Genomic DNA, 21,099 nt, shown 5'->3' with positions numbered 1-21,099 from the left:
GGAGAGACGCGACGACATCCACGAAGCGTTCCTCGGCCTCGCCACGTGTCTGATCACCCACCGCCACGTCCAACGCCTTTGTTAGGACCTCTTAATGAGAGGTCACCGTGGCGCGGGCTCGCACCACCAACTCCAACGAGTGATCACGAGTGGGGTGTTGACGCTCGCAGGTGCCGGGCGTCGCCGCTCTACATACAGGCGCAGGACCTGGTGATGTCTAGGCATCCGTCCGACACCCGCGGGCGCCAACACCGTCACCTCGTTCTGGTGGACTGCGAGGGACACCTGCCGCCGCGCGATCTGCTTCGAGGCGTCGCGGCCCGGTCAGTCGTAGGCGTCCGTCCGGTGCCCACGCAGCCCACAGCACTCGAACAGTCCGCCTGACTACCCGTGCCGTCGGACCGTTCTTAACTCCGGATTAGGTCAACCGCATGCCGTCGGCGTCGGTGAAGCGCAACTGGGCGCCGGGGTGCGGCCGCTCATTGCGCACGATCAGCCGCAGGCCCGTCGGCCAGCCCGTCAGGAAGTCGCCGGCGAGTTCGGCCACCCAGGCGCCGTCGCGGATGTCGCCGTCGGGTTCCACGGCCGGCGTCCAGGCCGAGGCCGGGACCTCAGGACGGCCTGGTGGACGGCGTCGGTGATGGTCATCCCGACCGAGTACGACAGCCACCGCCCGCGCCGGGCGAGCCAGGCGACGAACTCATGGGTGCCGCCGCCGGAGTCGGTACGGATCAGCGTCTGACGCCCGCGCCGGAGCCGATTCGGCAGCTGGGCGAAGGCCAGTTTCGTGGCTTCGATGTGGTCGGCGCCGGTGTTGGAGCCAGCGTTGCCGGGCCGCAGCAGGCCCACGACCGGCTCGCCAGACCCACCGCGGCCGTGTTGGTCGACGAACCCCATCAGCGGGTGGTGCCCGAACGTCTTCTTCCAGGTCGCGCCGGCGTCCTGCTTCTCGGAGTGCGCCAGGACGAGGACCCCGTCGATGTCCACGATCACCTGCCCGCCCGCATCCGGCGCCGCGTCACCGGCCAACTGCCAGACGTGTTCCCGCACTTCGGCACGGGTGGTGCGCAGCGCGGCCAGGACCCGCTTGCCGCCCGAGGCCAGCTGTCCGACCAGGCGAGAGACCGTCGGGTCGGAAGCCACCGGCCCGATCACGGCTGGCTCAGCCCGCAACAGGGCCACGTCGGCTAGGCAGTCCCCCGCCCAGCGCGAGGGCAAGCGCCACATCGAGCAGGATCTTTCCCGGACCGTGCACCGCCCGCGGCTTGCGCCACGGCTCAAGCGCCGCCGACATCGCCGCATCCAGACCGGTCTTGCGGGCCGTCTCGGCCGGCAGCACCGCACCGGCCTGCGAAACCACGCCGCGACCACCGCCCTCGGCGCGGACACGCGGATAGAACCCGATACGCTTCTTCACCTGGAAAGTGCCTCCGGCGGTGGCGGGAACAAGGACCTCATCAATCCTCATTCTCGCTGGTCAGAGGCACTTTCTACGTTCATCATCAACAGATGGACAGCCCACCTCGGAAAGCGCGAGGTTAGGAAACGCCCTTACGCAACGACGCGAGGAGGCGGTCGAGGTCCCCGCGGGCCGTGTACGTACGGATCGGGTCGATGTAATCGCGAGACTCGATGATCTGACCGTCCCGCACACGCATGACGAAGACGCAGGGCACCTTGGACCTGGAGTCGTCCGGCAACATGAACTCGTAGGCGAACTCGGCGACGATCACTTCAGGATCGGCGGTCTCGTGGACGACGACCTCGACGACACTCCTCTTCGGCAAGGACTCCCGCATTTCCGGCGGCACCGTGAAGTGCTCCCGGAGCGCACGCCGACTCGTCAACGGCTCGGCCTCCGGCGTCGCCATCGGATGCCGGACATCCGTAACCTCGCCGTACAGGTCAGGCAACTCGCTTGAGTTCCCGTCGGCGACCCCATGAACAAGGCGGAGAAACACCTCACGCGGACTCAGACTCACAAAGACCCCCCAAGTGATGCGCACAGGCAGCTGATCATTATTCCCTGATGCGAGCCGGTGTTGCGGACTGTCTCGACCAGCAGCACCTCACCCGTCTGATCCCAAGGGCCGACACGCTGGACACGACCTGCAGATACAGGTCAGCACTCTTCATCCGAGAAGTGCGCTTCCGCAGCAACGTCCACGACCCTCCACTGGTCTCATCTGCGCAGGCCAGGAGCGCTCCTCGCATCTCTGATCAAGCGGTAGACGGCACTGCTCGTGAAAGCCGGAGGCTAGGGATCGTCTTCGAAAACGGATCTTTCCCAGAGCAGGAATGACGCGAGTTTGACCGCTGCTTCGTAGGAAGTGGCGGTTTTCTCGTATCTGGTGGCGATGCCGCAGAAGCCCCAGGATGTGCGCGCCGTCCTGGAAGGGGTGGACCGCGATGCCGCCCCCTACGTGTTCTGGCGGCTGCGCCTCACCCAGCCGCAGATCACCCGGGTTTAGGCTGACCGCGGCTATGCCGGCGACCGTCGAGGTCGGCGATCGCACTTCAGTACATGAGAATCATTCGCCAAAGCATGCAACCGTATGACCCTCACATATGTCTCATACTGTGACCACCAGTCCCCGACGTCTCAGAAGGGGGCGTCATGTACACCCACCATCGCCTCATGGCCATCACCGCGAGCGCACTCCTGCTGGCCGGCACCGCAGCGTCGACCTCTGCCGCCGCCACATCCCCGGCACCGTCCACGAGTCTCGTGGTCAACGCCAGGATCGCCGGTCACTGCTCCTTCGACCGAGTCGTCATCGACGTGAAGGGCAAACTGCCGCCGACCACCGTCACGCGTGTCAAGGAACTCCGCTACGACAGCTCGGGGAAGAAGGTCCCGCTGGCCGGGAAGCACTTCCTGGAGATCAAACTCTCCCCAGCCGCAGCCCACAACAACGCGGGCAGGAACGTCTACAAAGGCCCACGCCTGATCAAGCTGAATCTGCCGAAACTCAAGGGCTTCGCACTGACAGGCGACTTCGAAGGCGTCGTCACCTTCGGGGCCGCGTTCGACAGCAAGCCCTCCTACACGACGCAGCAACTGCACCGCCCCGAGCGCTTCGTCCTCGACATCGCCCACCGCAACACCTGCCGTTCCTCACACTGAGATGCATTGACGGAGCTGGGGTCGCACACCGCCTCACACGAGGGCGGCACCGGGTGTATCTCGTCAGCGGCATGTCCCAGCCCACCGCCGCGAAGCATCGGCCAGTCCATCCTCCTCGCGATCAACGCGCCTTCACCGACGTCGACAACCAGGCCGCTCGGTTCCCTCACCTCCGCTCCGGGGCGGTCTCAGCGCGTGCTGTCGTCTCCGTGGCTGCGCACGATCTCCTTGACCTTGGCCACGGCGAACCCCCAGCCCTGCTCGACGGTCGGCTTGGCCGGCACCGCGATCTCGTCCGGGTTGGTGAGCACGTCGAGCAGCACAGGACCGGGGGTGCCGAAGGCGCGGCGTACGGCCTTCTCCAGGTCGGCCGGGTCGGTCACCCGGATTCCGGGGATGCCCGTGGCCGTGGCTACGGCGGCGAAGTCGGGGTTGTCCAGGACGGTGCCGAACTCCGGCAGCCCGACCTGTTCCTGTTCGAGTTTGACCATGCCCAGGCGGCGGTTGTCGAAGACGACGAGCTTCACGGGGAGCTGGTGCGTCTTCAGTGTCATGAGGTCGCCGAGGAGCATGCTCAGCCCGCCGTCCCCGCAGAAGGCCACGACCTGCCGCTCGCGGTCCAGGCACTGGGCGCCGAGCGCCTGCGGCATCGCGTTGGCCATGGAGCCGAGGTTGTAGGAGCCGATGAGCCGCCGCTCGCCCCGCATCTCGACGAACCGGGAGAGCCACACCGTCGCCATGCCCGTGTCGGAGGTGAAGACGGCGTCGTCGTCGGCGAGCCGGTCCACCACGGCCGCCAGCGCCTCCGGCCGGATGTCGTGGGTGCGGTTGTCGAGGGAGGAACGCACACGGCCGAGCAGGCCCCTGTCGTGTGCCGGGTCGGCCAGCCGTGCCTGGCCCTCGCGCCAGTGCTCGAAGCGCTCACGTGCCTTCTCCAGGTGCGAGCGGTCCCGCGCACCGTCCGTCCCGGCGGGCGCGGCGGCGAGATGGGTGAGGAGGTCGCGGACGGTCACGCCCGTGTCGCCGACGAGGCCGACGTCGACCGGCACGCGCCGCCCGATGTGGGCGGGCTCGGTGTCCACCTGGATGACGGTCTTCCCCTCCGGATACCAGTCCCGGTAGGGGAAGTCGGTCCCCAGGAGCAGCAGGGTGTCCGCGTCCTGCAGGGCCGACGCGGCGGCCGGGTTGCCGATCAGCCCGGTCTGGCCGACCTGGAACGGATTGGTGTCGCCCTCGAAGCCCTCCTTGGCCTTGAGCGTGAGCACCATGGGTGCGGCCAGCCGGTCGGCGAGGGCCAGCACGTCCTCGCGCGCACCGCGTGCGCCCCGTCCGACGAGCAGCGTGACCCGCTCGGAGCGGCCCAGGAGTTCGGCGGCCTGCCGTACGGCGGATTCCTCGGGCCGGCTGAGCGGGGCGTTCAGTGAGAAGCGGGCCGGGCGGTCCGAGGTCAGTTCGCGCTCGCCCAGGTCGCCGGGCACGGTCAGGACAGCGACCCCCTTGCGGCCCAGGGCGTGACGCACCGCCGTCTCCAGCATCTGCGGCAGCTGGTCGGGAGAGGTGATGGTCGCGCGGAAGACGGCCACGTCCGTGAAGAGCGCGTCGTTGTCGACTTCCTGGAAGTAGTCGGTACCGAGCTCGGCGAGCGGTACCTGCCCGGCGATCGCCAGGACGGGGGTGTGGCTCTTGGCCGCGTCGTACAGTCCGTTGAGCAGGTGGACGGAACCGGGTCCGACCGTGCCCATGCAGACACCGAGGGTGCCCGAGAGCTGCGACTGGGCGCTCGCGGCGAACGCCGCCGCCTCCTCGTGCCGGCAACCCACCCACTCCAGGTTCTCGGTGGTGCGAATGGCGTCCGTCAGGGGGTTCAGCGCGTCTCCCACGACGCCGAACACCTGCTGCACGCCGAGTTCGCTCAGTGCGTCCACGATGACGCGGGCGACGGTGCGGGCCACGTGAGTCCTCCGGTTTTTCAGACGGTGAATCGGTCGGGATCGGCGGCGGTCCAGTCGGCCGCCCAGGCGGCAGGCGGCTCGGCGAGCAACTGCCCCGGTTCGAGCCACTCGTACAGCTCCTCGTAGGAGCACTCGGTGTAGGGGTCGATGCGTCGGCGCAGCATGTGCGGACGCAGGTCGGCGGGATCGGTGACGCCCATGGACGCCATGAGCTGCAGGGCGCTGGCCACGGTCGCTTCCTGGAAGCGCTGGACGCGCGGCGTCTTGTCACCGACGTCGAGGGCGCGGGCGCGTCGGGGGTCCTGGGTCGTCACTCCTGTGGGGCAGGTGTTGGTGTGGCAGCGCTGGGCCTGGATGCAGCCGACGGCGAACATCATCGCCCGCGCCGCGTTGCCGTAGTCGGCGCCCTGCACCAGGCGTTTCACCAGATCGGTGCCCGTGGCGATCTTGCCGCTGGCTCCGATCCTGATCCGGTCGCGCAGGCCCGCGCCGACGAGGGCGTTGTGCACGGTGAGCAGGCCCTCGGTCAGCGGGGTTCCCACGTGGTCGGCGAACTCCAGAGGAGCGGCTCCGGTGCCGCCCTCGCCTCCGTCCACGATGATGAAGTCGGGGGCCGTGCCCTCCGCCAGCATGGCCTTGCACACGGCGAGGAACTGCCGGCGCGAGCCCACGCACAGTTTGAATCCGGCCGGCTTGCCACCGGAGAGCTCGCGCATCCGGGCGATGAAGCGGACGAGTTCGCGCGGGGTGGAGAACACCTTGTGGTACGGCGGCGAGATCACCGTCCGCCCCTCGGGCACGTCCCGTACCTTCGCTATCTCGGCGTTGACCTTCGCCCCCGGCAGGACTCCGCCGATGCCCGGTTTGGCGCCCTGCGAGAGCTTCAGGGACACACACTTGACGTGATCGTGGGCGGCCTTGTCGGCGAACTCGACGGGGTCGAAGTCGCCGTCCTGGGTACGGCAGCCGAAGTAGCCGGTGCCGATCTCCCAGACCAGGTCCCCACCCGGCTTCAGGTGGTACTCCGACAGGCCGCCCTCCCCCGTGTCGTGGGCGAAACCCCCGGCCGCCGCGCCGCCGTTGAGGGCGAGGATCGCGTTGGAGGACAGCGAGCCGAAGCTCATCGCCGACACGTTCAGCAGTGCCATGTCGTAGGGGCGGGCGCAGTCGGGTCCGCCGATCTGCACCCGCGGAGGCGTCTTCGGCACCGGGCACGGCGCCATCGACGGCACCAGGAACTCGTAGCCGGGCAGATAGACGTCCCGTTCGGTGCCGTACGGCTGCTCGGCGTCGGTGCCTTTCGCCCGCTCGTAGACGATGGTGCGGACATCCCGGTCGAAGGGGCGCCCGTCGAAGTTCCGCTCGATGAAGTACTGCTGCAGCTCCGGGCGGATCCGCTCCAGAAGGAAGCGGGCATGGCCCAGGACGGGATAGTTGCGCAGCACCGAATGCCGGCGCTGCAGCAGGTCCGCCGCACCCAGCACACCCAGCAGGGTGAGCGGAACGGCAGCCGCCCACCACCAGGGCGAGAGACCTACCGCGGCACCAACCGCCACCATGCCGGCGGCCAGAACGAGGACGACGATCGCAATGCGTTTCACCTCTCGCTCATTGCCCTGCGCCAGGTGTCCAGTCCCGCCCTTTCGTCAAGAAACCTGCAAGACAGGACCTACTGCTTTCCTCTTCGTCCCCTCTGCCCGTCGCGCGAGCCGCTACGAACGCGACACCAAAGCCACCGCAGGCAACCCGGGCAGCGCTGGGAAGACATGCAATTCCGCCCCAGCGCGGGACGTGAGAGCCCGCGTGCCGTCGGCCCGGCGCAGCGCCGCCGAGTGTCCCGTCGAACGCGACTGGGCCCCACTCAGGCACTGCCTCCGCAACACCGCAGTCCCCTGCTCGGCCCGCCAACGGCAGGTCCACGCCTTCTTCCGCAGCCGCTCACCCAACCAGCTCCCGGCCGCCGCCGCACCCTGGACCAACCCCTGATCCCCCACCAATCACCGACAGAACATTTGCAGAGCCACCTGCTGTGCATCCACGGGTTGTCACTGTCGCGGAGCGGGACCGGCCGGACGGCGGTGTCAGCCTGCGACGTGGATGCCGGGCCGACGAGCCGGGTCCGGCTGATGCTGGCGGATGATCTCGCGGGTGACGGGGGCCGTGTCTCCGCGTCCGAGGAGGAAGTAGCGGAACATGTGCGTCAGAGGGCTCCCCTCCGCCCAGGCGAAGTAGCAGTGCGGCTGGACGCCGGTGGTGTCGTGGAGGGTGAGAAGGATCGCGGCGATGGCGTTCGGAGCCGCGGGCGCTTCGGCTCGCAGGATCCGGTGCCCGTCGACTTCGACGCCGTGGACGGTGAGGGTTTCGCTGAAGTCGGAAGGGTCGACGACGTCGATCTCCAGGAACAGGATGTCGGCGAGGCCGGGCACCGGGTTGATGTCACGCTGTTCGCGTTCCTTGTCGGCGTACTCGGCGCCGTCCCCGGCCTCGCGGCGGTTGGCGACGATGTTGATGGCGTTGTCGTGAGCGAGGGTGTCCCTGATGAACTGGCGGGCGGCCTCGTCGAACACGATTTCGTCCGCACGCAGTTCGGTGGTGCGTGAGATGCGGGAGACCAGCGAGATGATGATGATGCCGACGATGAACATCGCGGAGATGGTGATGCCGTCCGGCTTGTCGACGATGTTGGCCACCAGCGCATAGAGCAGCACCGCGGTGAGCGCGGCGAATCCCACGCACAGCGTGCGCTGGCGGCTGCGCAGCGCGGAGACGGTGACGGCGAAGGCCCCGGAGACCATCATGGCGAGGATGCCGGTGGCGTAGGCGCCGGCCTGGGCGTCGATGTCGGCATCGAAGGCGATGGTGATGATGACGCACAGAACCGTGTAGACCAGGACGACGGGGCGCACCGCTCGACCCCATTCGGGGGCCATGCCGTAGGCGGGGAGATAACGCGGGACGATGTTGACCAGTCCCGCCATCGCGGAGGCGCCCGCGAACCAGAGGATCAGGATGGTGCTGATGTCGTAGGCGGTACCGAAGGCCTCTCCGACGTGTTCGTGGGCCAGCCAGGCCAGAGCCCGTCCGTTGGCCGCACCGCCCGCTTCGAACTCCTTGTGCGGGATGAGGACGGTGGTCACGAAACTGGCGGCGAGCAGGTAGACGCTCATGATGAGCGCTGCCGTCGTGAGCAGCCTGCGGGCGTTTCGGATGCGGGACTTGAGCCGCTGCTCGGCGGTCTCGCCCTTGGCGGAGATGAGCGGCATCATGCTCACCCCGGTCTCGAAGCCGGACAGACCCAGCACCAGCAGCGGGAAGGCCAGCAGCGCGGGCTCGGCCAGGTCACCGAATCCCCGGCCCTCGGTGAGTGCGCCGGTCCAGGACGAGAAGGCGTCCGGGCTGGTGAACACGTCCACCAGGCCGACGCCGATGGTCACCGCGTTGAGCGCGAGGAAGACGGCGACCAGAGGGATGGCCACGCTCACCGCTTCGCTGAACCCGAGCAGGAACACCCCGCCGAGGAGCACCAGGAGCGCCACGGTGATGACGACCTCATGCCCTTGCAGAGCATGCGGGGCGTAGGAACTCTCCACCAGGTGTACGGAGGCGTCGGCCGCGGAGAGGGTGATGGTGATGATCCACGAGGTCACCACGAACCCGAGCAGGACCAGGACGAACAGTTTGCCCCGCCAGAAGGGCAGCAGGTCCTCGAGCATCGCCACCGATCCGGCCCCGTGCGGACTCTCGCCGGCCACCCGCCGGTACATCGGCAGCATCCCCACCAGGGTCAGCACCACGAGCAGAAGCGTGGCCAGCGGCGAGACCGCACCGGCCGCGAGCGCGGCGATCGCCGGCACGTAGGCCAGGCTGGAGAAGTAGTCGACGCCGGTCAGGCACATCACCTGCCACCAGGCGTGAGACTCCCCGGCGCCTGCCTCCGACGCCGGATTGACCGCCTGCACCCGGTGTCGCAGCAACCACTGTCCCAGAGCACCACTTTGGCGCCCCGTTGTGTCAGGATCCTCCACCACGTCCACAGCGGCCAGATCGTCCACGTCGGTCATCTCCCCCACACCCTCCAACCCGCCCAGCGTGCCGGGCCCCACAGCCCGCGACGATCACCGAGTATGCAGCCTCCGGCAACCTGCTCCCTACCCGGGGCAGAGGCCCGCAGCAGAGCGCTCGTCACCGGCCTTCTTCCCCGCCACGCATTCGTTGTGCCCGCTGACCACAGGACCACTTCCACGAGGCCGGAAGCGGAGCCCCCGGCCCGACGCCGCTACCTCGGCATGCCCCGGTAGCTTCTGGCAACGGGCCTGGACGACGACGCGACCAGCCGAAAGCCTTGATCAGGCCAGTCGGCCGGTCGGGGTCACGCCCCCACCGATCCGCGACGCTGTGGCGTCCATGCCCTCTGAGCGGCCGACGGCAGGCCGGGAGCGTCAGGTGGTAACGGGCCAGGTCCGCAAGTGTGCGGCGATCCTCGTGGCGCTGCAAGCGGGGTCACGGAGCAGGTCGCGCAATCCCAATGCGTCCTCGCGGGCGGGTTTGACCTGGATCCCGGACGCTTCGAGGTACATCACGCCGGTCGCCGCGGCGACGGCCATGTTGGAACGCTCCAGCCAGCGGCACCGGCCCAGGATGTGGACCAGGGCCGCGGCGCGCGCGTAGGGACCGTCGTAGACAGGCTGTTCCAGGAGCTCGGCCCTGTGGCAGGCCACGGCGGCGACCGGAACGCCGTAGTCGTCGGGGGCCGGGTCGCCGGCGCCCGCCAGTTCGGCGACCTGAAGAATCCAGGGAACATCGATGTGCAGTTCCATTACGCGGCGTGGGCTCCTTGAGTGCCGCGGCCGGCGTCCTGGTCCTCGGCCTCGTCGAAGAGGTCCTGGTGTTCGTCGAGGAAGCGGCCCGCGGCGTCCAGGCCGCGGCGGCGCAGGCCGTCGGCGTCCTCGATGACGAGACGGGCGATGTACTCGCCCAGGTCCATGCCGCGGTCCCTGGCCCGGGCCTGCGCGAGTTCCTTGACGTCGGAGTCGACGCGAACGCCGAGTTGGGTCTTCGCCATACCCTCACGGTAACAGCTGTTACCACTTTGGTGTGGTCCGACGGCCACCAAGATGTCTGCGATGACGGAATCGGGCCGCCCTGACGTCCATTGCTCAGGAAATGGGGCAGGCGCCGACCCGGCAGGCCAAGCCCCGGCCCGGCAGACAGCACCGCTGCCGTCTACCGGTACCAGTACTTGACGCTCCGGTGGTGCGAGCACGTTGGAGGGGCCGATTCGCGTCCGTTCACGCGCGCAGACTCCAGGTCGAGAAAGGGAGCCAGGCATGAGGGAGATCACTGACGCGAACCTGGCAGAGCCGGGCCTGGCTCGGTGGAAGTCGCGGCCGCCGATGACGCGACCGCCTCCGCCGTCCAGGAGCTGCCCGCCGCGCGCTGCGCGATCGCACCGGCGAACCGTACGACCCGAGAGCCTGGCGAGCCCGGTGTACGGCTGCGCTTCTCTCTGGACCTGCGCCAGAAGCCTGACTCCGAGCACCCGGCACTGGAAGGCACCGACCCGGAATTCGGCTGACCATCTGTGGCCATCCGCTGCACCGGCCCACCGGCGCCGTGCCGCGCTATGCAGGGCGACGGCGGTGGTCGGAGCCGCGTTTTTAGAGGCGGCGTGTGGCGGGGCTGCTGACCGGCTCGTCGGTGAGCGTGATGCGGGCAGTGATGCGTTTACCGACCGGCTCCTTGCGGGCTGCAAAGCCCTGGGCGACGGCCATCACGATCTCCAGGCCGTGCTGGCCCACCCGGCCGACGTCCCCGGTCCGGGCCACCGGCAGCACCGGGTCGGAGTCCCACACCGCTATTTCAACCTCAGCGCCGTCGATCCGCAGATCTATCAGGACCGGGCCCGGCGCGTACTTGAGGGCGTTGGTGACCAGTTCACTGACCACCAGCTGCGTGAGGTCCAGGCCTCGCTGGGAGACCACCAGCCCGTACTCGGTCTGATGCCGGGTGAGGAAACCGGCGGCCAGATGGCGGGCGCGGGCGATGTCGGTCCCGCCTCCCTCCAGCGCCACCATGACCTGCCACGAGCGGCCGGCGGCCCGGTCTGTGCCGTCCCCGCTCAATGGCTCTCCCTTCCCTCATCTTCCGCCCTACGCTGACCACTCACCGCCCGCACGTCCCCGCACCGTGTGGCGAGTACCCCCGCGGGCAGGGTCGACGCGGGCCCCGGTCGGCAGTTGGCTCCGCCATCCAAAGGGATCACCCGTACGATGCAGGCCACCCCCGGGTGTGAAGATCCGGTGTGCCAGTATCACCAACATGGTTGAGGGAAAAATGGCGGATTCCGAACAAGCTGAGCAGCCAGGCCAGTTGTCGGTCGTTGCCACCGCCAGCGAAGGCATCCGCGTGCTGACTCTCAGCGGAGAGATCGACTACCAGACCGGCGGGACACTGCGGCAGGCCCTGGACGCCACCGGCAACGCCCGCCCCCGCGTCGTGATCGATATGGGCGACGTCGGCTTCATGGACTCCACCGGCATCAACATCCTCCTCGCCGCCCACCACGACCTCACCGAAGCCGGCGGCTGGCTGCGCCTGGCCGCACCGACCCAGGCCGTGCTGCGCACCATCCAGATCGTCGGCCTCGACACCGTCATCGCCTGCCACACCACCCTGCGCGAGGCTCTCAACGCCTGACCGAAAGGTCGGCATGACGCTGCGGTGGTCTGCCGGTCGGCGTGACGTCCGTGCAACCTCAGGCAGGCCGACCCGCGCACACTCGCCGGTGACCGCCGTTTCCGGACAGGCGGATTGCGCCCTGTTGCCGTGCAGTTGCCGCGTTTGAGGATTCCGCACGGCCAACACGGGAACGCGTCCCAGAGCGAGACATGCCTACGAGGACGGGGACGGGCCCTGAACGGCCTGCCCCGGTCCTGGCACCAGCACTACTGCATTACGGCCGGCCGGAGACCGCGACGCGGAAGAGCCACGCTGCGGACCCCGGCTTCGTCGGTGCGGCCATTCAACTCGGGGCGAACTCCGGCGCGTCCCGAAGACCGCACAGGCGATTCCGCGCGAGGCGTCGCCGTTGGGGTGATCGCGGCTCCTCGCACGGCGGCCGTCGTCCATCGCCGACCAGAGGCGGCGGCCCTCCCTCACTCTTGCAGGCAGCTTCCCCCGCCATCCACATCCGGAAGACGTACTTTCCCTGCGTCTTTGCACCGCCCGCACCGGACAAGACAACTTTCCCACCGCCGCGCCCAGACCGCCGTCTTCGTCGGCTACGACCATCAGCTACTGATCAGCGGGGTCCAGGCCGCCTTGGTCGGCTCCCGTAGCCGGGTATGTACGCATCGCTCGAGCTGCGGACGGACGGCATAAGTGTGTGACATGGACGCTGCCGAACGCCCTTGATCACTGGGAGCGGCGGGACCCTGTGAAGCGGCCGGGCCGGTGCATGAGGGCGACGGTGTTGGGAACTTGAGGGGCAGGCTGGAGTCAGCTGCGTTCCCTTGGGGGCTGGCCCGGCCAGGTTTCTCTGGTTCTGAATGTGAGCCGGAGGAGCCGCGCCCACTGTCAGGTCACCGTGCCCCGTTCGCAGACCCTGCGGGCGACCTCACGGAGTTTGACGTTGTTCTCCTGCGAGTAGCGGCGCAGCACCTCGAACGCCTGCTCCTCGGTGAGGTGGCGGCTGCCCATGAGGATGCCCATGGCCTCACCGACCACATGCCGGGTGGTCACGGCCTGTTCCATCTGTGAGTTGGCGGGGCTCGAATTGGATCAGCTCAGTTTCGGTGGGACCCAGGCGTGGTGTCGAAGGACCATGCGCGTTGCGGCGCGGGAGGGGGCAACCGCATCGCCGTGTTGCGCAGAGCGACGGCCAGTGGGTGTGAGTGCCGCCGGCCCATGCGCCCGGCCTGTCGGGCGGCGACCGGCTATGTCGTGGTCACCGCGTGGCCTTGGCCACGGCCCGGTCAGGGAGGAGGGCGAGGAGCTGTTTCGTGTGACCAGGCAGTTCTGCCTCCGCCAGGCCGGTGACGATGTCGCGAAGCGGCATGGGCTGATCGACCAGGAGGGTGTCGTTGGACAGGAGCCGTGCGAGCGTCGGCGTACTGAGCTCGGTGTCGCTGAGGGCGGCACCTCCGGCGAGTGCGCACAGGGCAGCTGCTTGTCCGCGGATGCGGTCCCGGAGACCGACATTGCCGCCGGCGTGCGCAATGGTCTGCTGGATGGTCCAGGTGTCGAGGGCGATCCGGTTGTCGTACGTCGTGTTGGCCCCCGCTGCGATACCTGCGACGACGGCGATGGTGGCGGCGCTGATGAGAGAAACGTGCGCGAGGATCTGGTCGGCGTTCCACTCGCCGTCCGGCGGGGCGGAGTTGGGGTCGGCGTTGGCCACGGTGGCGGCTGCGTCGAGCAGCGCTCGGTAGGAGTCCTGGAGTGGGCCGGTGTCCAGCATGTATTGCACCTCTCTGTGCGGGCGTATGCGGAATGAACCGGGGCGGAGAGGCGCGGCTCAGGTGTGGGCGCGGGACATCTCCCAGGGCGCCTGCGGCAGGACCTCGCCGGTCTCCAGCATCGACTTGAGGTTGGCCAGCACGGCCGGCCAGCCGGCCGAGATGCCACCCAGCATCTCCTGGTTTGGGAGGTTCTCGTGGGTCACGGTGAGGCGGACGATGTCCTGATGCGGTTCGACGAGGAAGGTGACGACCGACGGCTCTCTCGGCGATTTGGCGTCGGGGGCGTCGTCAAAGGTGATGACCAGCCGGGTCGGGGGCTCGGCCTCCAGGACATGGCCCTCCACGTCGATCTTGCCTGATCCGTCGGCTCGCCGGTGTTCCCAGGCCGAGCCCGGCTGCCAGTCGGAGACGTTGGCGTGTCCCCAGTAGCGTGCCGTCAGGTCGGCGTCGGTCAGGGCTTGCCACACCTGCTCCGCACTGGCGCGGATGTAGGTGACGTATACGTAGTCCGGCACCGGTGTGGGTGCGTTGGTCATGGCGTACTCCTCTGCCTGGCGCTTGATGGCACTGATCGCTTGCAGGCGGGGTTTGTCGAAGCCGGAGATCCATCGCTCCTCGATCTCATGGATCGGGGCGGGGTTGAGGTAGTGCAGCCGCTCCCGGCCGCGCCGTACCACGGTGACGAGATTGGCCCGCACGAGGATGTCCAGGTGCTGCGTCGCCGACTGCCGCGCCATGCCGAGGCGCTCGCACAGTTCGCGCAGCGTCTGCCCGTTGTGCTCGCGTAGGCGGTCGAGCAGCAGCCGCCGAGTGGGATCGGCCAGCGCCTTGAACACCGAGTCGATCGCTGTTGCTTCAAGGCTCACGCTCGAATTATGCAGGCATTCACCTGCCTATTGTCAAGGGCGATGGCGAGCCGAATGCAGCAAGGTGCGCCGACGTCTGGGGCCGAGGTCTTGCCGCCCCATCCTGTCCGTCCTTCTCTACGTCCCTGCGTCACCCTGAACAGCCGAAGTGAGTGACGATCAGCGTGCCGACCCTGACGGGCCGACGCCGCAGGCGCAGTGGCATCAATGCCCACCGATACTGATCATGCAGCAGCACGACAGATGGCGGCATCGGCCGCGTTCCCGCACCGTAGGTGTGCTGCTCGCGGACGCTGTCGCAGATACCGGAGGCGTGCACCGGACCAGGCCTCGCCGGCCTCCGGCTGCCGGGCTCATGCAACGCCAGCCGGTGCTCACCCGGAGCGTCGATGACCACGGCGGTGCTCACTGGTAGCCCCTGACACCAGGACGGCGGCCCCTCATTGGGTGCCCTTGGGCTTGCGCCGCTCCCAGCCTTCGGCCCACAGCACGAAGCGGGGCCGCTGCTGCGGGACCCCCGCCGCCGCCGCGTCCACGTCCAATTCGACCCCGAGACCGGGCCCGTGGGAGAGGTGGAAGCAGCCGTCCTCGGGATCCACTCGAGGGGTGCCCTTGATGACCTTCTTGATCTCCGCGTCCGGGAAGTCGTTGAAGTGCTCCAGGATCTTGAAGTTCGGCGCAGTGAAGCCGACCTGGAGCGAGGCGGCGGTCAGCACCGGCCTGCCCACATTGTGCGGGGCGACCGGCATGTAGTGGGTCTCGGCGGTGGCGACCAGCTTCCGGGTCCCCCGGATGCCGCCGATGTGGCCGACGTCCGGCTGGATGATGTCCACGGCCGCCTGGCTCTCGTAGGGCTCACGGAACTCGATGCGGTGAGCTACCCTGCGCGCATGCGCGGACAGTTCACCGGCTGGCCGGAGCAGGCCATGGACGTGTTGTGGCAGCTTCAGGGCGAACCGGCCCACGCGACCCGCGAGCGCTGCCGCGCGGATCGTGAACGCCTGGTCCGGCAGCCGATGATCGCCCTGCTCAACGAGGTCGCGGACACCGACCCTCGGTACGAGGACTTCTCCGTCTGGCACTACCGCACCAACTCCTGGTGGTGGCAGCACCAGGGCGCCGTGATCCGGCTCGGCCGCAAGATCGAGATCGGTCTCCGGTTCGCCCTGGACGGCCTGCGGATCCAGGGCGCCTGGTGGTACCCCGATCCCGGCCAGGTGGACACGTTCCGCAAAGCCGTGGCCTCTGAAAAGAGCGGCCGCGAACTGGCCGCCATCGTCGAGGACTTGCGGAAGAAGGGCTACGACATCTCCGGAGACGTGATGAAACGCCCTCCGCGCGGCTACCCGACGGACCACTCCCGTACGAACCTGCTGCGCCACCGCTCGCTGATCGCCGCCCGTCCCCTTGGCTGCGAACAGTGGCTGCACACCCCCGAGGCGGTCGACCGGGTCCTCTCGGCCGCCGCCGACCTGGACGCCCTGCTGATGTGGCTGGTCCACCACGTGAAGCGCGCCGCCTGACATCACAAGGGCGCCGCACGGCACGGGAGGAACCACACCCGCGTCGCCATGCCCCACGCTCAGAAGCTGACAGGCACCTTCAGCGACGACCGGTCGGCCATCGCCCGATAACCGTCCGGCACCTCGGCCACGGGGACGGCACGGTCGAAGGCGGCCCCCCGAAGGACCCGCAGAGCACATCCGGCAGGAGTCTGGGCATGTAGGCGCGGACCGGGGCGCTCCCCCGCGCATGTGGGAGGCGAACCGGGCGCCTTCCAGTGCGCCCACGAGCATGCCGCCCTTGGGGCGTACTCCGTTCACCACCATCGCGCCGTCATCGCCGTGCTGTATGTGGAAGGCGGGGGGATGACCTCCCGTGGCCATGCTCACGGTGAAACCGCCGCCCGGGACGGGCTGCAGGGTGCCGAAGACGCAGGTGCAGAACCGGCTGCCCATCGAGGGGTCGAGGAGCAGGGCGCTGTTGAGGGCGTCGAGGACTTCGGTGGGGTCGTCGTGGTGCTGGGCGGCTGCGCGCAGGGTGTAGCGGGTCAGCGAGGTGACGGTGGCGGCTTCGGCGCCCTTGCCGCACACGTCCCCGAGGAAGAACGCCCAGCGCTGGCCGCCCAGGGAGAAGACGTCGTAGAAGTCACCGCCGACGTCCCGGGGCGAGTCGGTCTGGTAGTGGCAGGCCAGCTCCAGCCCAGGAACCGGCGGCAGCGCGGGAGGCAGCAGGGTGCGCTGGAGGGTGGTGGCGAACGCGGTGATCGCCACCGTTTCCCGCTCGGCACGCGTCCGCGCGTCCTCCTGCGCCTTGCGGCGTTCCTGCTCCTCGGGCAGCAGCCGCAGGCCCGAAAGCCGCAGCTCCATCGCGTCCAGAACCACCGCGGCCAGGTCGGCCAGGGTGTCGGTGTCGGCCTCGGTGATCAGACGCGGTTTGGTGTCCAGGATGTTGACCGTGCCCAGCCGCTGGCCGTCGGCGGTGATGATCGGCGCCGCCGCGTAGAACCGCACCCCCAAAGGACCGGTGACCAGCGGATTGGTGCGGGCGGTCGGATCGGTGAGGGTGTCGGGGATCACCAGCGTGTCATCGCGGAGGATCGCCGACCCGCACAGCCCCGGGTCCCGGCCAATCTCAGCGACCCCCTCCAAGCCGTGAATGGCCTTGAACCAGATCCGGTCGGCATCGACGATCGTCACGCTGGCCACGGGGACATCGAACAGTCGGGCGGCCATCGCCGCGACCCGGTCGAACGCTCCGTCGGGAGGGGTGTCGAGGATGTCGTAGCGGCGCACCGCCTCCATCCGCGCCGCCTCCACCTCGGCCGGCGGTACCCGCCTCAGCCGCGGCTCACCCGGCGAAGCCTCGGGGGCACCTGCCTTCGCTCGGCTCCTGTCCTCCGCGACGGAACCGGTCCCAGCGCCCAGTCCTCGACCACCGACCCTACGACAGCAGCGAAACCCGCCTCTGTCTCCTGCGCATCAACCGCTCGCCCACGCTGTATCTGTACATGAACGCGTCAATATCCAGCAAGAACTGGTCCGACTTCAATGGCAATCGGTCCACGTCCGATGTCACAGGACACACGGTGAGCGTGACGGGTGGCTGGGACCTCTGTGTCCCGTCTCTGCCGATCTGGTCCTTGTCTCAGTTGATCAGGTCCGATTCACTCGTCGTCTCAGACGATCTGGTCTGCAAGATCGTCTGAGACGAACTGCCATACGAGGGCGGCCGGTAGTGACCCGGGGGACGTTCAGACGTTCCAGCACCGGGATCAGCTGCGGGGCGTCGCGCCACTGGCCCGGGGTGATCAGGAACGCCAAAGGCCGGCGGCCGCCCTCGCCGACCAGATGAATCTTGCTCGTCAGACCTCCCCTTGAACGTCCCATCCCTTCATCTGGCTGATGCTGAGAGGGCAGAGCCCGGCGTCCCGGGATGCGCGGGGGTGTCGTGCGCGCGCCAGCCGCGTGCTGATGGGCCCGGCAGGAGGTGGAATCGTTACCGACCTGCTCCACGATCCGGTCGTCAGCGTCGGCGTGCGCCAGGAGCGAGCGGAGGATCTTGTCCCAAGTACCGTCCGCCGACCAGCGGCGGTGACGCTCATAGACGGTCTTCCACGGCCCGTACTGCCCAGGCACGTCATGCCAGGGTGTGCCCGTTCGCAGGCGGAAGAGGATTCCGTTGATCATCGTGCGATGGTCGCTTCACCGTCCACCCGGCAATCCGCGGCCGGGCAGCACTGGTTGGAGCCGTGCCCACTCGGCATGTCTCAGATCGCCACGCCCGACCTCGGGCACGGCGCCCCCGTTCACCCAGACCGGACGACGTGGTTACGTGGTGATCCGCCGGGCGTACACCTCGATCTCGATCTTCATACGGGGATCGGCGAGGCCGCACATGAGCATGGTGGCGGTCGGCCGGACCTCTCCGAAGGCGCGACGCAGTACCGGCCAGCAGGGCTCGAAGTCGGCCCGGTCGGGCAGCAGATAGCGCACCCGCACCACGTCAGCGAAGGTGCACTCCGCTTCGGTCAAGGCGGCCTCGATGTTGCGCAGGCACTGCTCGGCCTGCTCCACCACGTTGTCCGAGATCGTCATGGTGGTGTAGTCGAACCCGGTCGTCCCGGACACGTGAACCCAGTCACCGTCGACCACGGCGCGGGCGTAGCCGATCTGCTCCTCGAACGTCGAGCCGCTGAGGATGGAACGTCGCTCTGTCATGCGCCGAACGCTAAGTGACCAGCGCTGATACGTCTAATACGCTTTCGAGCGTGGAGTGATACCTCTATGCGTATGGAACGCCCTGAACTTCCCCTCCTGCAGCTGCACGCCTTCGTCGTGCTCGCCGAGGAACTCCACTTCGGCCGCGCCGCTACACGCTTGGGCATCGCCCAGCCGCCGCTGAGCCAGCAGATCCGCCGTCTGGAAGGCAAGGTCGGGTACGCGCTCTTCAGCCGCGAACCCGGGAACATCGGCCTCACCCCGGCGGGCCGGGAACTCCTGCCCGCCGCCCGGCATGCCCTCACCCACCTGGCAGAGGGCCTGACCGCAGCCAGAGAAGTCGGCAGCGGCAGGGCCGGACGCCTGCGGATCGGCTTCGCCGCCTCCCTCGCCCTCACTGTCCTCCCCGGCCTGCTGCGCACCTTCCGGGAACGGTTTCCCGCCGTGGACCTGGACATCCAGGAGATGACCACCACACCGCAACTGGCCGCTCTGCGCGAAAGGACGATCGACATCGGCCTGTTGCGCGAACCGCCCGCCCATGACGCGGACCTCGGATTCAAGACCGTGTTGACCGAACCGTACGTAGCCGTCCTGCCCTCCTCACACCCACTCACGGCACAAGGGACCGTCAGAGTCGAGCAGTTGGCAGAATGCCCCTTCGTGCTCCTGCCCCGCGCCGCCGGCCCGCGGCTGTACGACCAGATCACCAACCTGTGCACCGCAGCGGGCTTCACCCCCCAAGTGACCCAGCACGCCGTGGAATGGCAGACCGTCTGCGCCCTGGTGGAAACCGGCCTGGGCGTATCACTGGCCCCGGAGAGCATCCGCCGTATCCGCCTCAAGGGCGTCGCTTTCCGCGGGATCGAGCCCGGCACCGCGCGCACACGAGTCGCCGTCGCGTGGCGCAAGAACGATGCAAACCTCCTGGTCCTACGCCTATTGACAGCTCTCAATCAAGATCCGCCGGGCAGGCCCTAGCCTCGGGCTTTCACGAACCGGGCGGTCCACGGCTTGATCACAGCTGCGAGAAGTACTCCTGACCAGCGGCATCGGGGCTTGCCGAGGGTCCGGTTGGGTGCGAGGAGAGAAGCACCCCTCAGGTGAAGCGGGCGTACCCCCTTGCCCCGGGGTACTCCCCGGTCGCCGTCGCGTGTCCGTCTATGCTCGCAGTGATGAGGTCGCCCGCACGGTAAAGAACGGGACCCGGGTGCGGTCAGGGTCGTTTGCCTCATCACCATCGTGTGGTGGAATCCGCGTAGCCAACCTCGCGGAGTTACCCGAGCAGGTTGTCCGACGAGTGGCCCCAAGAGCAGAAAGCGCCCCTGACCAGCGAGAATGAGGATTGTCTAGGCCCTCGTTGCCGCGTCCGTCGGAGGCACTTTCCAGGTGAGTAAGCGTATCGGGTTGTACCCGCGTGTCCGCGTCGAGGGCAGTGGCAACAGGGCCGTCTCGCAGGCCGGAGTGGTGCTGCTGGTCGAGACCGTCCGCAAGGTGGGGCTGGACGCCACGATATCGGCGGCGCTGACGCCGTGGCGCAAGCCGCGGACGGTGCATGATCCGGACAAGATTCTTCTGGATGTGGCCCTGGCGGTCGCGCTCGGCGGAGACTGCCTGGCCGACATCGGCATGCTGCGGGCCGAGCCGGCCGTGTTCGACTCGGTGGCCTCCGATCCGACGGTCTCCCGTCTCGTCGACGCGCTCGCCGCGTCCGGTGCGAAGGCTCTTGCGGCGATCCGGGACGCACGCTCCGAAGTGCGGTCGCGGGTCTGGGAGTTGGCCGGTGGAGGCAGTCCGGCCGCCGACGGCCAGGTGATTGTGGACATCGACGGGGTGCTGGTCCTTGCGCACTCCGAGAAGCAGGACGCCACCGCGACCTGGAAGAAGACCTTCGGCCACCATCCGCTCGTCGCGTTCGTCGACCACGGCCCAGCCGGGTCCGGAGAGCCGGTGGCTGCCCTGCTGCGGCCCGGCAACGCCGGCTCCAACACCGCGAGCGATCACATCGCGACCGCCCAACTCGCCCTGGCACAAATGCCGAAACACCTGCGGCGAGGCCGGCAGACCTTGATCCGCACCGACTCCGCCGGCGGCACCCACGCCTTCCTCGACTGGCTCTCCAGGCCGGGCCGGTGGTTGTCGTATTCCGTCGGCATGACCATCACCGATGCCATCCACCAGGCCGTACTGAAGATCCCGAAGAAGGCGTGGACGCCGGCCTACGACGCGGGCGGCACCGAGCGGCCCGGCGCCTGGGTCGCGGAGATCACCGACCTGCCCGACCTGAGCACCTGGCCGAAAGGGATGCGGCTGGTCGTCCGCAAGGAACGGCCGCACCCCGGCGCCCAGTTGCGCTTCACCGACCTCGACGGACTGCGGCTGACCTAATCCGGAGTTAAGAACGGTCCGACGGCACGGGTAGTCAGGCGGACTGTTCGAGTGCTGTGGGCTGCGTGGGCACCGGACGGACGCCTA

Annotated in this window: 17 protein-coding genes and 7 pseudogenes; 7 read left to right on the top strand and 17 right to left on the bottom strand. The window is 68.4% G+C overall.

Features of this window, described 5'->3' with window-relative positions:
• Window positions 1-421: 421 nt before the first annotated feature.
• Together ACZ48Z_RS42850 and ACZ48Z_RS42845 are read right to left on the bottom strand one after the other, a co-directional pair.
• Window positions 422-1,417: pseudogene (locus tag ACZ48Z_RS42850) on the bottom strand (IS1380 family transposase); the annotation flags it as partial.
• A 121-nt stretch (window positions 1,418-1,538) separates the two neighbouring features.
• Window positions 1,539-1,961 (bottom strand): nuclear transport factor 2 family protein, encoded by a 423-nt coding sequence (locus tag ACZ48Z_RS42845; protein WP_468741353.1) that lies wholly within the window; start codon window positions 1,959-1,961, stop codon window positions 1,539-1,541.
• 369 nt (window positions 1,962-2,330) lie between these two features.
• Between ACZ48Z_RS42845 and ACZ48Z_RS42840 the strand changes: the two genes are divergently transcribed.
• A complete protein-coding gene (locus tag ACZ48Z_RS42840) occupies window positions 2,331-2,471 on the top strand; it encodes a hypothetical protein (RefSeq protein WP_468741349.1) in 141 nt (46 codons plus the stop codon).
• Window positions 2,472-2,617: 146 nt separating this feature from the next.
• The gene (locus tag ACZ48Z_RS42835; protein ID WP_468741348.1) at window positions 2,618-3,127 is read left to right on the top strand and encodes an AMIN-like domain-containing (lipo)protein; all 510 of its coding nucleotides are present in this window, start codon (window positions 2,618-2,620) and stop codon (window positions 3,125-3,127) included.
• Between the two features lie 188 nt (window positions 3,128-3,315).
• Here the strand turns inward: ACZ48Z_RS42835 and ACZ48Z_RS42830 are convergent, their stop codons facing one another.
• From ACZ48Z_RS42830 to ACZ48Z_RS42810, 5 genes are all read right to left on the bottom strand, one after another.
• Window positions 3,316-5,079 carry a thiamine pyrophosphate-dependent enzyme gene (locus ACZ48Z_RS42830; protein ID WP_468741347.1) on the bottom strand — a complete coding sequence of 588 codons (1,764 nt, stop codon included), beginning with the start codon at window positions 5,077-5,079 and terminating at the stop codon, window positions 3,316-3,318.
• A gap of 17 nt (window positions 5,080-5,096) precedes the next feature.
• The gene (locus ACZ48Z_RS42825) at window positions 5,097-6,680 is read right to left on the bottom strand and encodes an FMN-binding glutamate synthase family protein (protein ID WP_468741346.1); all 1,584 of its coding nucleotides are present in this window, start codon (window positions 6,678-6,680) and stop codon (window positions 5,097-5,099) included.
• Between the two features lie 480 nt (window positions 6,681-7,160).
• Window positions 7,161-9,140, bottom strand: a complete 1,980-nt coding sequence (locus ACZ48Z_RS42820; protein ID WP_468741345.1) for an APC family permease — start codon at window positions 9,138-9,140, stop codon at window positions 7,161-7,163.
• Between the two features lie 378 nt (window positions 9,141-9,518).
• A complete protein-coding gene (locus ACZ48Z_RS42815) occupies window positions 9,519-9,896 on the bottom strand; it encodes a fic family toxin-antitoxin system, toxin component (RefSeq protein ID WP_468741344.1) in 378 nt (125 codons plus the stop codon).
• Complete coding sequence (locus ACZ48Z_RS42810) at window positions 9,896-10,141, bottom strand: hypothetical protein (RefSeq protein ID WP_468741343.1); 246 nt, start codon at window positions 10,139-10,141, stop codon at window positions 9,896-9,898. The genes ACZ48Z_RS42815 and ACZ48Z_RS42810 overlap by 1 nt, the downstream gene beginning before the upstream one ends.
• Window positions 10,142-10,453: 312 nt before the next feature.
• Between ACZ48Z_RS42810 and ACZ48Z_RS42805 the strand changes: the two genes are divergently transcribed.
• Window positions 10,454-10,654: a DUF6207 family protein gene (locus ACZ48Z_RS42805; protein WP_468741342.1), complete on the top strand. Its 201-nt coding sequence runs from the start codon at window positions 10,454-10,456 to the stop codon at window positions 10,652-10,654.
• 82 nt (window positions 10,655-10,736) lie between these two features.
• Here ACZ48Z_RS42805 and ACZ48Z_RS42800 read toward each other — a convergent pair whose 3' ends face one another.
• Window positions 10,737-11,153 carry an ATP-binding protein gene (locus ACZ48Z_RS42800; protein ID WP_468741352.1) on the bottom strand — a complete coding sequence of 139 codons (417 nt, stop codon included), beginning with the start codon at window positions 11,151-11,153 and terminating at the stop codon, window positions 10,737-10,739.
• Between the two features lie 244 nt (window positions 11,154-11,397).
• Between ACZ48Z_RS42800 and ACZ48Z_RS42795 the strand changes: the two genes are divergently transcribed.
• Entirely contained in the window at window positions 11,398-11,775 is a 378-nt protein-coding gene (locus ACZ48Z_RS42795; protein WP_468741341.1) for an STAS domain-containing protein, read from the top strand.
• Between the two features lie 879 nt (window positions 11,776-12,654).
• Here ACZ48Z_RS42795 and ACZ48Z_RS42790 read toward each other — a convergent pair.
• The 6 genes and pseudogenes from ACZ48Z_RS42790 to ACZ48Z_RS42765 all read right to left on the bottom strand — a co-directional run.
• Window positions 12,655-12,837 (bottom strand): annotated as a pseudogene (locus ACZ48Z_RS42790) (ANTAR domain-containing protein); the annotation flags it as partial.
• Between the two features lie 21 nt (window positions 12,838-12,858).
• Window positions 12,859-13,007 (bottom strand): annotated as a pseudogene (locus ACZ48Z_RS42785) (FAD-dependent oxidoreductase); the annotation flags it as partial.
• A gap of 17 nt (window positions 13,008-13,024) precedes the next feature.
• Window positions 13,025-13,537 carry a hypothetical protein gene (locus tag ACZ48Z_RS42780; RefSeq protein ID WP_468741340.1) on the bottom strand — a complete coding sequence of 171 codons (513 nt, stop codon included), beginning with the start codon at window positions 13,535-13,537 and terminating at the stop codon, window positions 13,025-13,027.
• Window positions 13,538-13,594: 57 nt separating this feature from the next.
• Entirely contained in the window at window positions 13,595-14,383 is a 789-nt protein-coding gene (locus tag ACZ48Z_RS42775; protein ID WP_468741351.1) for an ArsR/SmtB family transcription factor, read from the bottom strand.
• Between the two features lie 151 nt (window positions 14,384-14,534).
• On the bottom strand, window positions 14,535-14,813 hold the full coding sequence (locus tag ACZ48Z_RS42770; protein ID WP_468741339.1) for a hypothetical protein: 279 nt from the start codon (window positions 14,811-14,813) through the stop codon (window positions 14,535-14,537).
• Between the two features lie 31 nt (window positions 14,814-14,844).
• A pseudogene (locus tag ACZ48Z_RS42765) lies at window positions 14,845-15,282 on the bottom strand (enolase C-terminal domain-like protein); the annotation flags it as partial.
• 12 nt (window positions 15,283-15,294) lie between these two features.
• Between ACZ48Z_RS42765 and ACZ48Z_RS42760 the strand changes: the two are divergent.
• Window positions 15,295-15,927, top strand: coding sequence for a DUF2461 family protein (locus ACZ48Z_RS42760; protein WP_468741350.1), 633 nt, complete (start codon window positions 15,295-15,297; stop codon window positions 15,925-15,927).
• A 243-nt stretch (window positions 15,928-16,170) separates the two neighbouring features.
• Here the strand turns inward: ACZ48Z_RS42760 and ACZ48Z_RS42755 are convergent.
• The 3 genes and pseudogenes from ACZ48Z_RS42755 to ACZ48Z_RS42745 all read right to left on the bottom strand — a co-directional run.
• A pseudogene (locus ACZ48Z_RS42755) lies at window positions 16,171-17,208 on the bottom strand (PP2C family protein-serine/threonine phosphatase); the annotation flags it as partial.
• 417 nt (window positions 17,209-17,625) lie between these two features.
• Window positions 17,626-18,201: pseudogene (locus ACZ48Z_RS42750) on the bottom strand (IS5 family transposase); the annotation flags it as partial.
• Between the two features lie 33 nt (window positions 18,202-18,234).
• Complete coding sequence (locus ACZ48Z_RS42745) at window positions 18,235-18,624, bottom strand: RidA family protein (RefSeq protein WP_468741338.1); 390 nt, start codon at window positions 18,622-18,624, stop codon at window positions 18,235-18,237.
• A gap of 72 nt (window positions 18,625-18,696) precedes the next feature.
• Between ACZ48Z_RS42745 and ACZ48Z_RS42740 the strand changes: the two genes are divergently transcribed.
• Window positions 18,697-19,605 (top strand): LysR family transcriptional regulator, encoded by a 909-nt coding sequence (locus ACZ48Z_RS42740; protein ID WP_468741337.1) that lies wholly within the window; start codon window positions 18,697-18,699, stop codon window positions 19,603-19,605.
• A gap of 408 nt (window positions 19,606-20,013) precedes the next feature.
• Window positions 20,014-21,009 (top strand): annotated as a pseudogene (locus tag ACZ48Z_RS42735) (IS1380 family transposase); the annotation flags it as partial.
• Window positions 21,010-21,099: the final 90 nt, after the last annotated feature.

Source organism: Streptomyces sp. NPDC031225, assembly GCF_055570355.1.
This window is presented reverse-complemented; position numbering and strand designations above follow the sequence as displayed.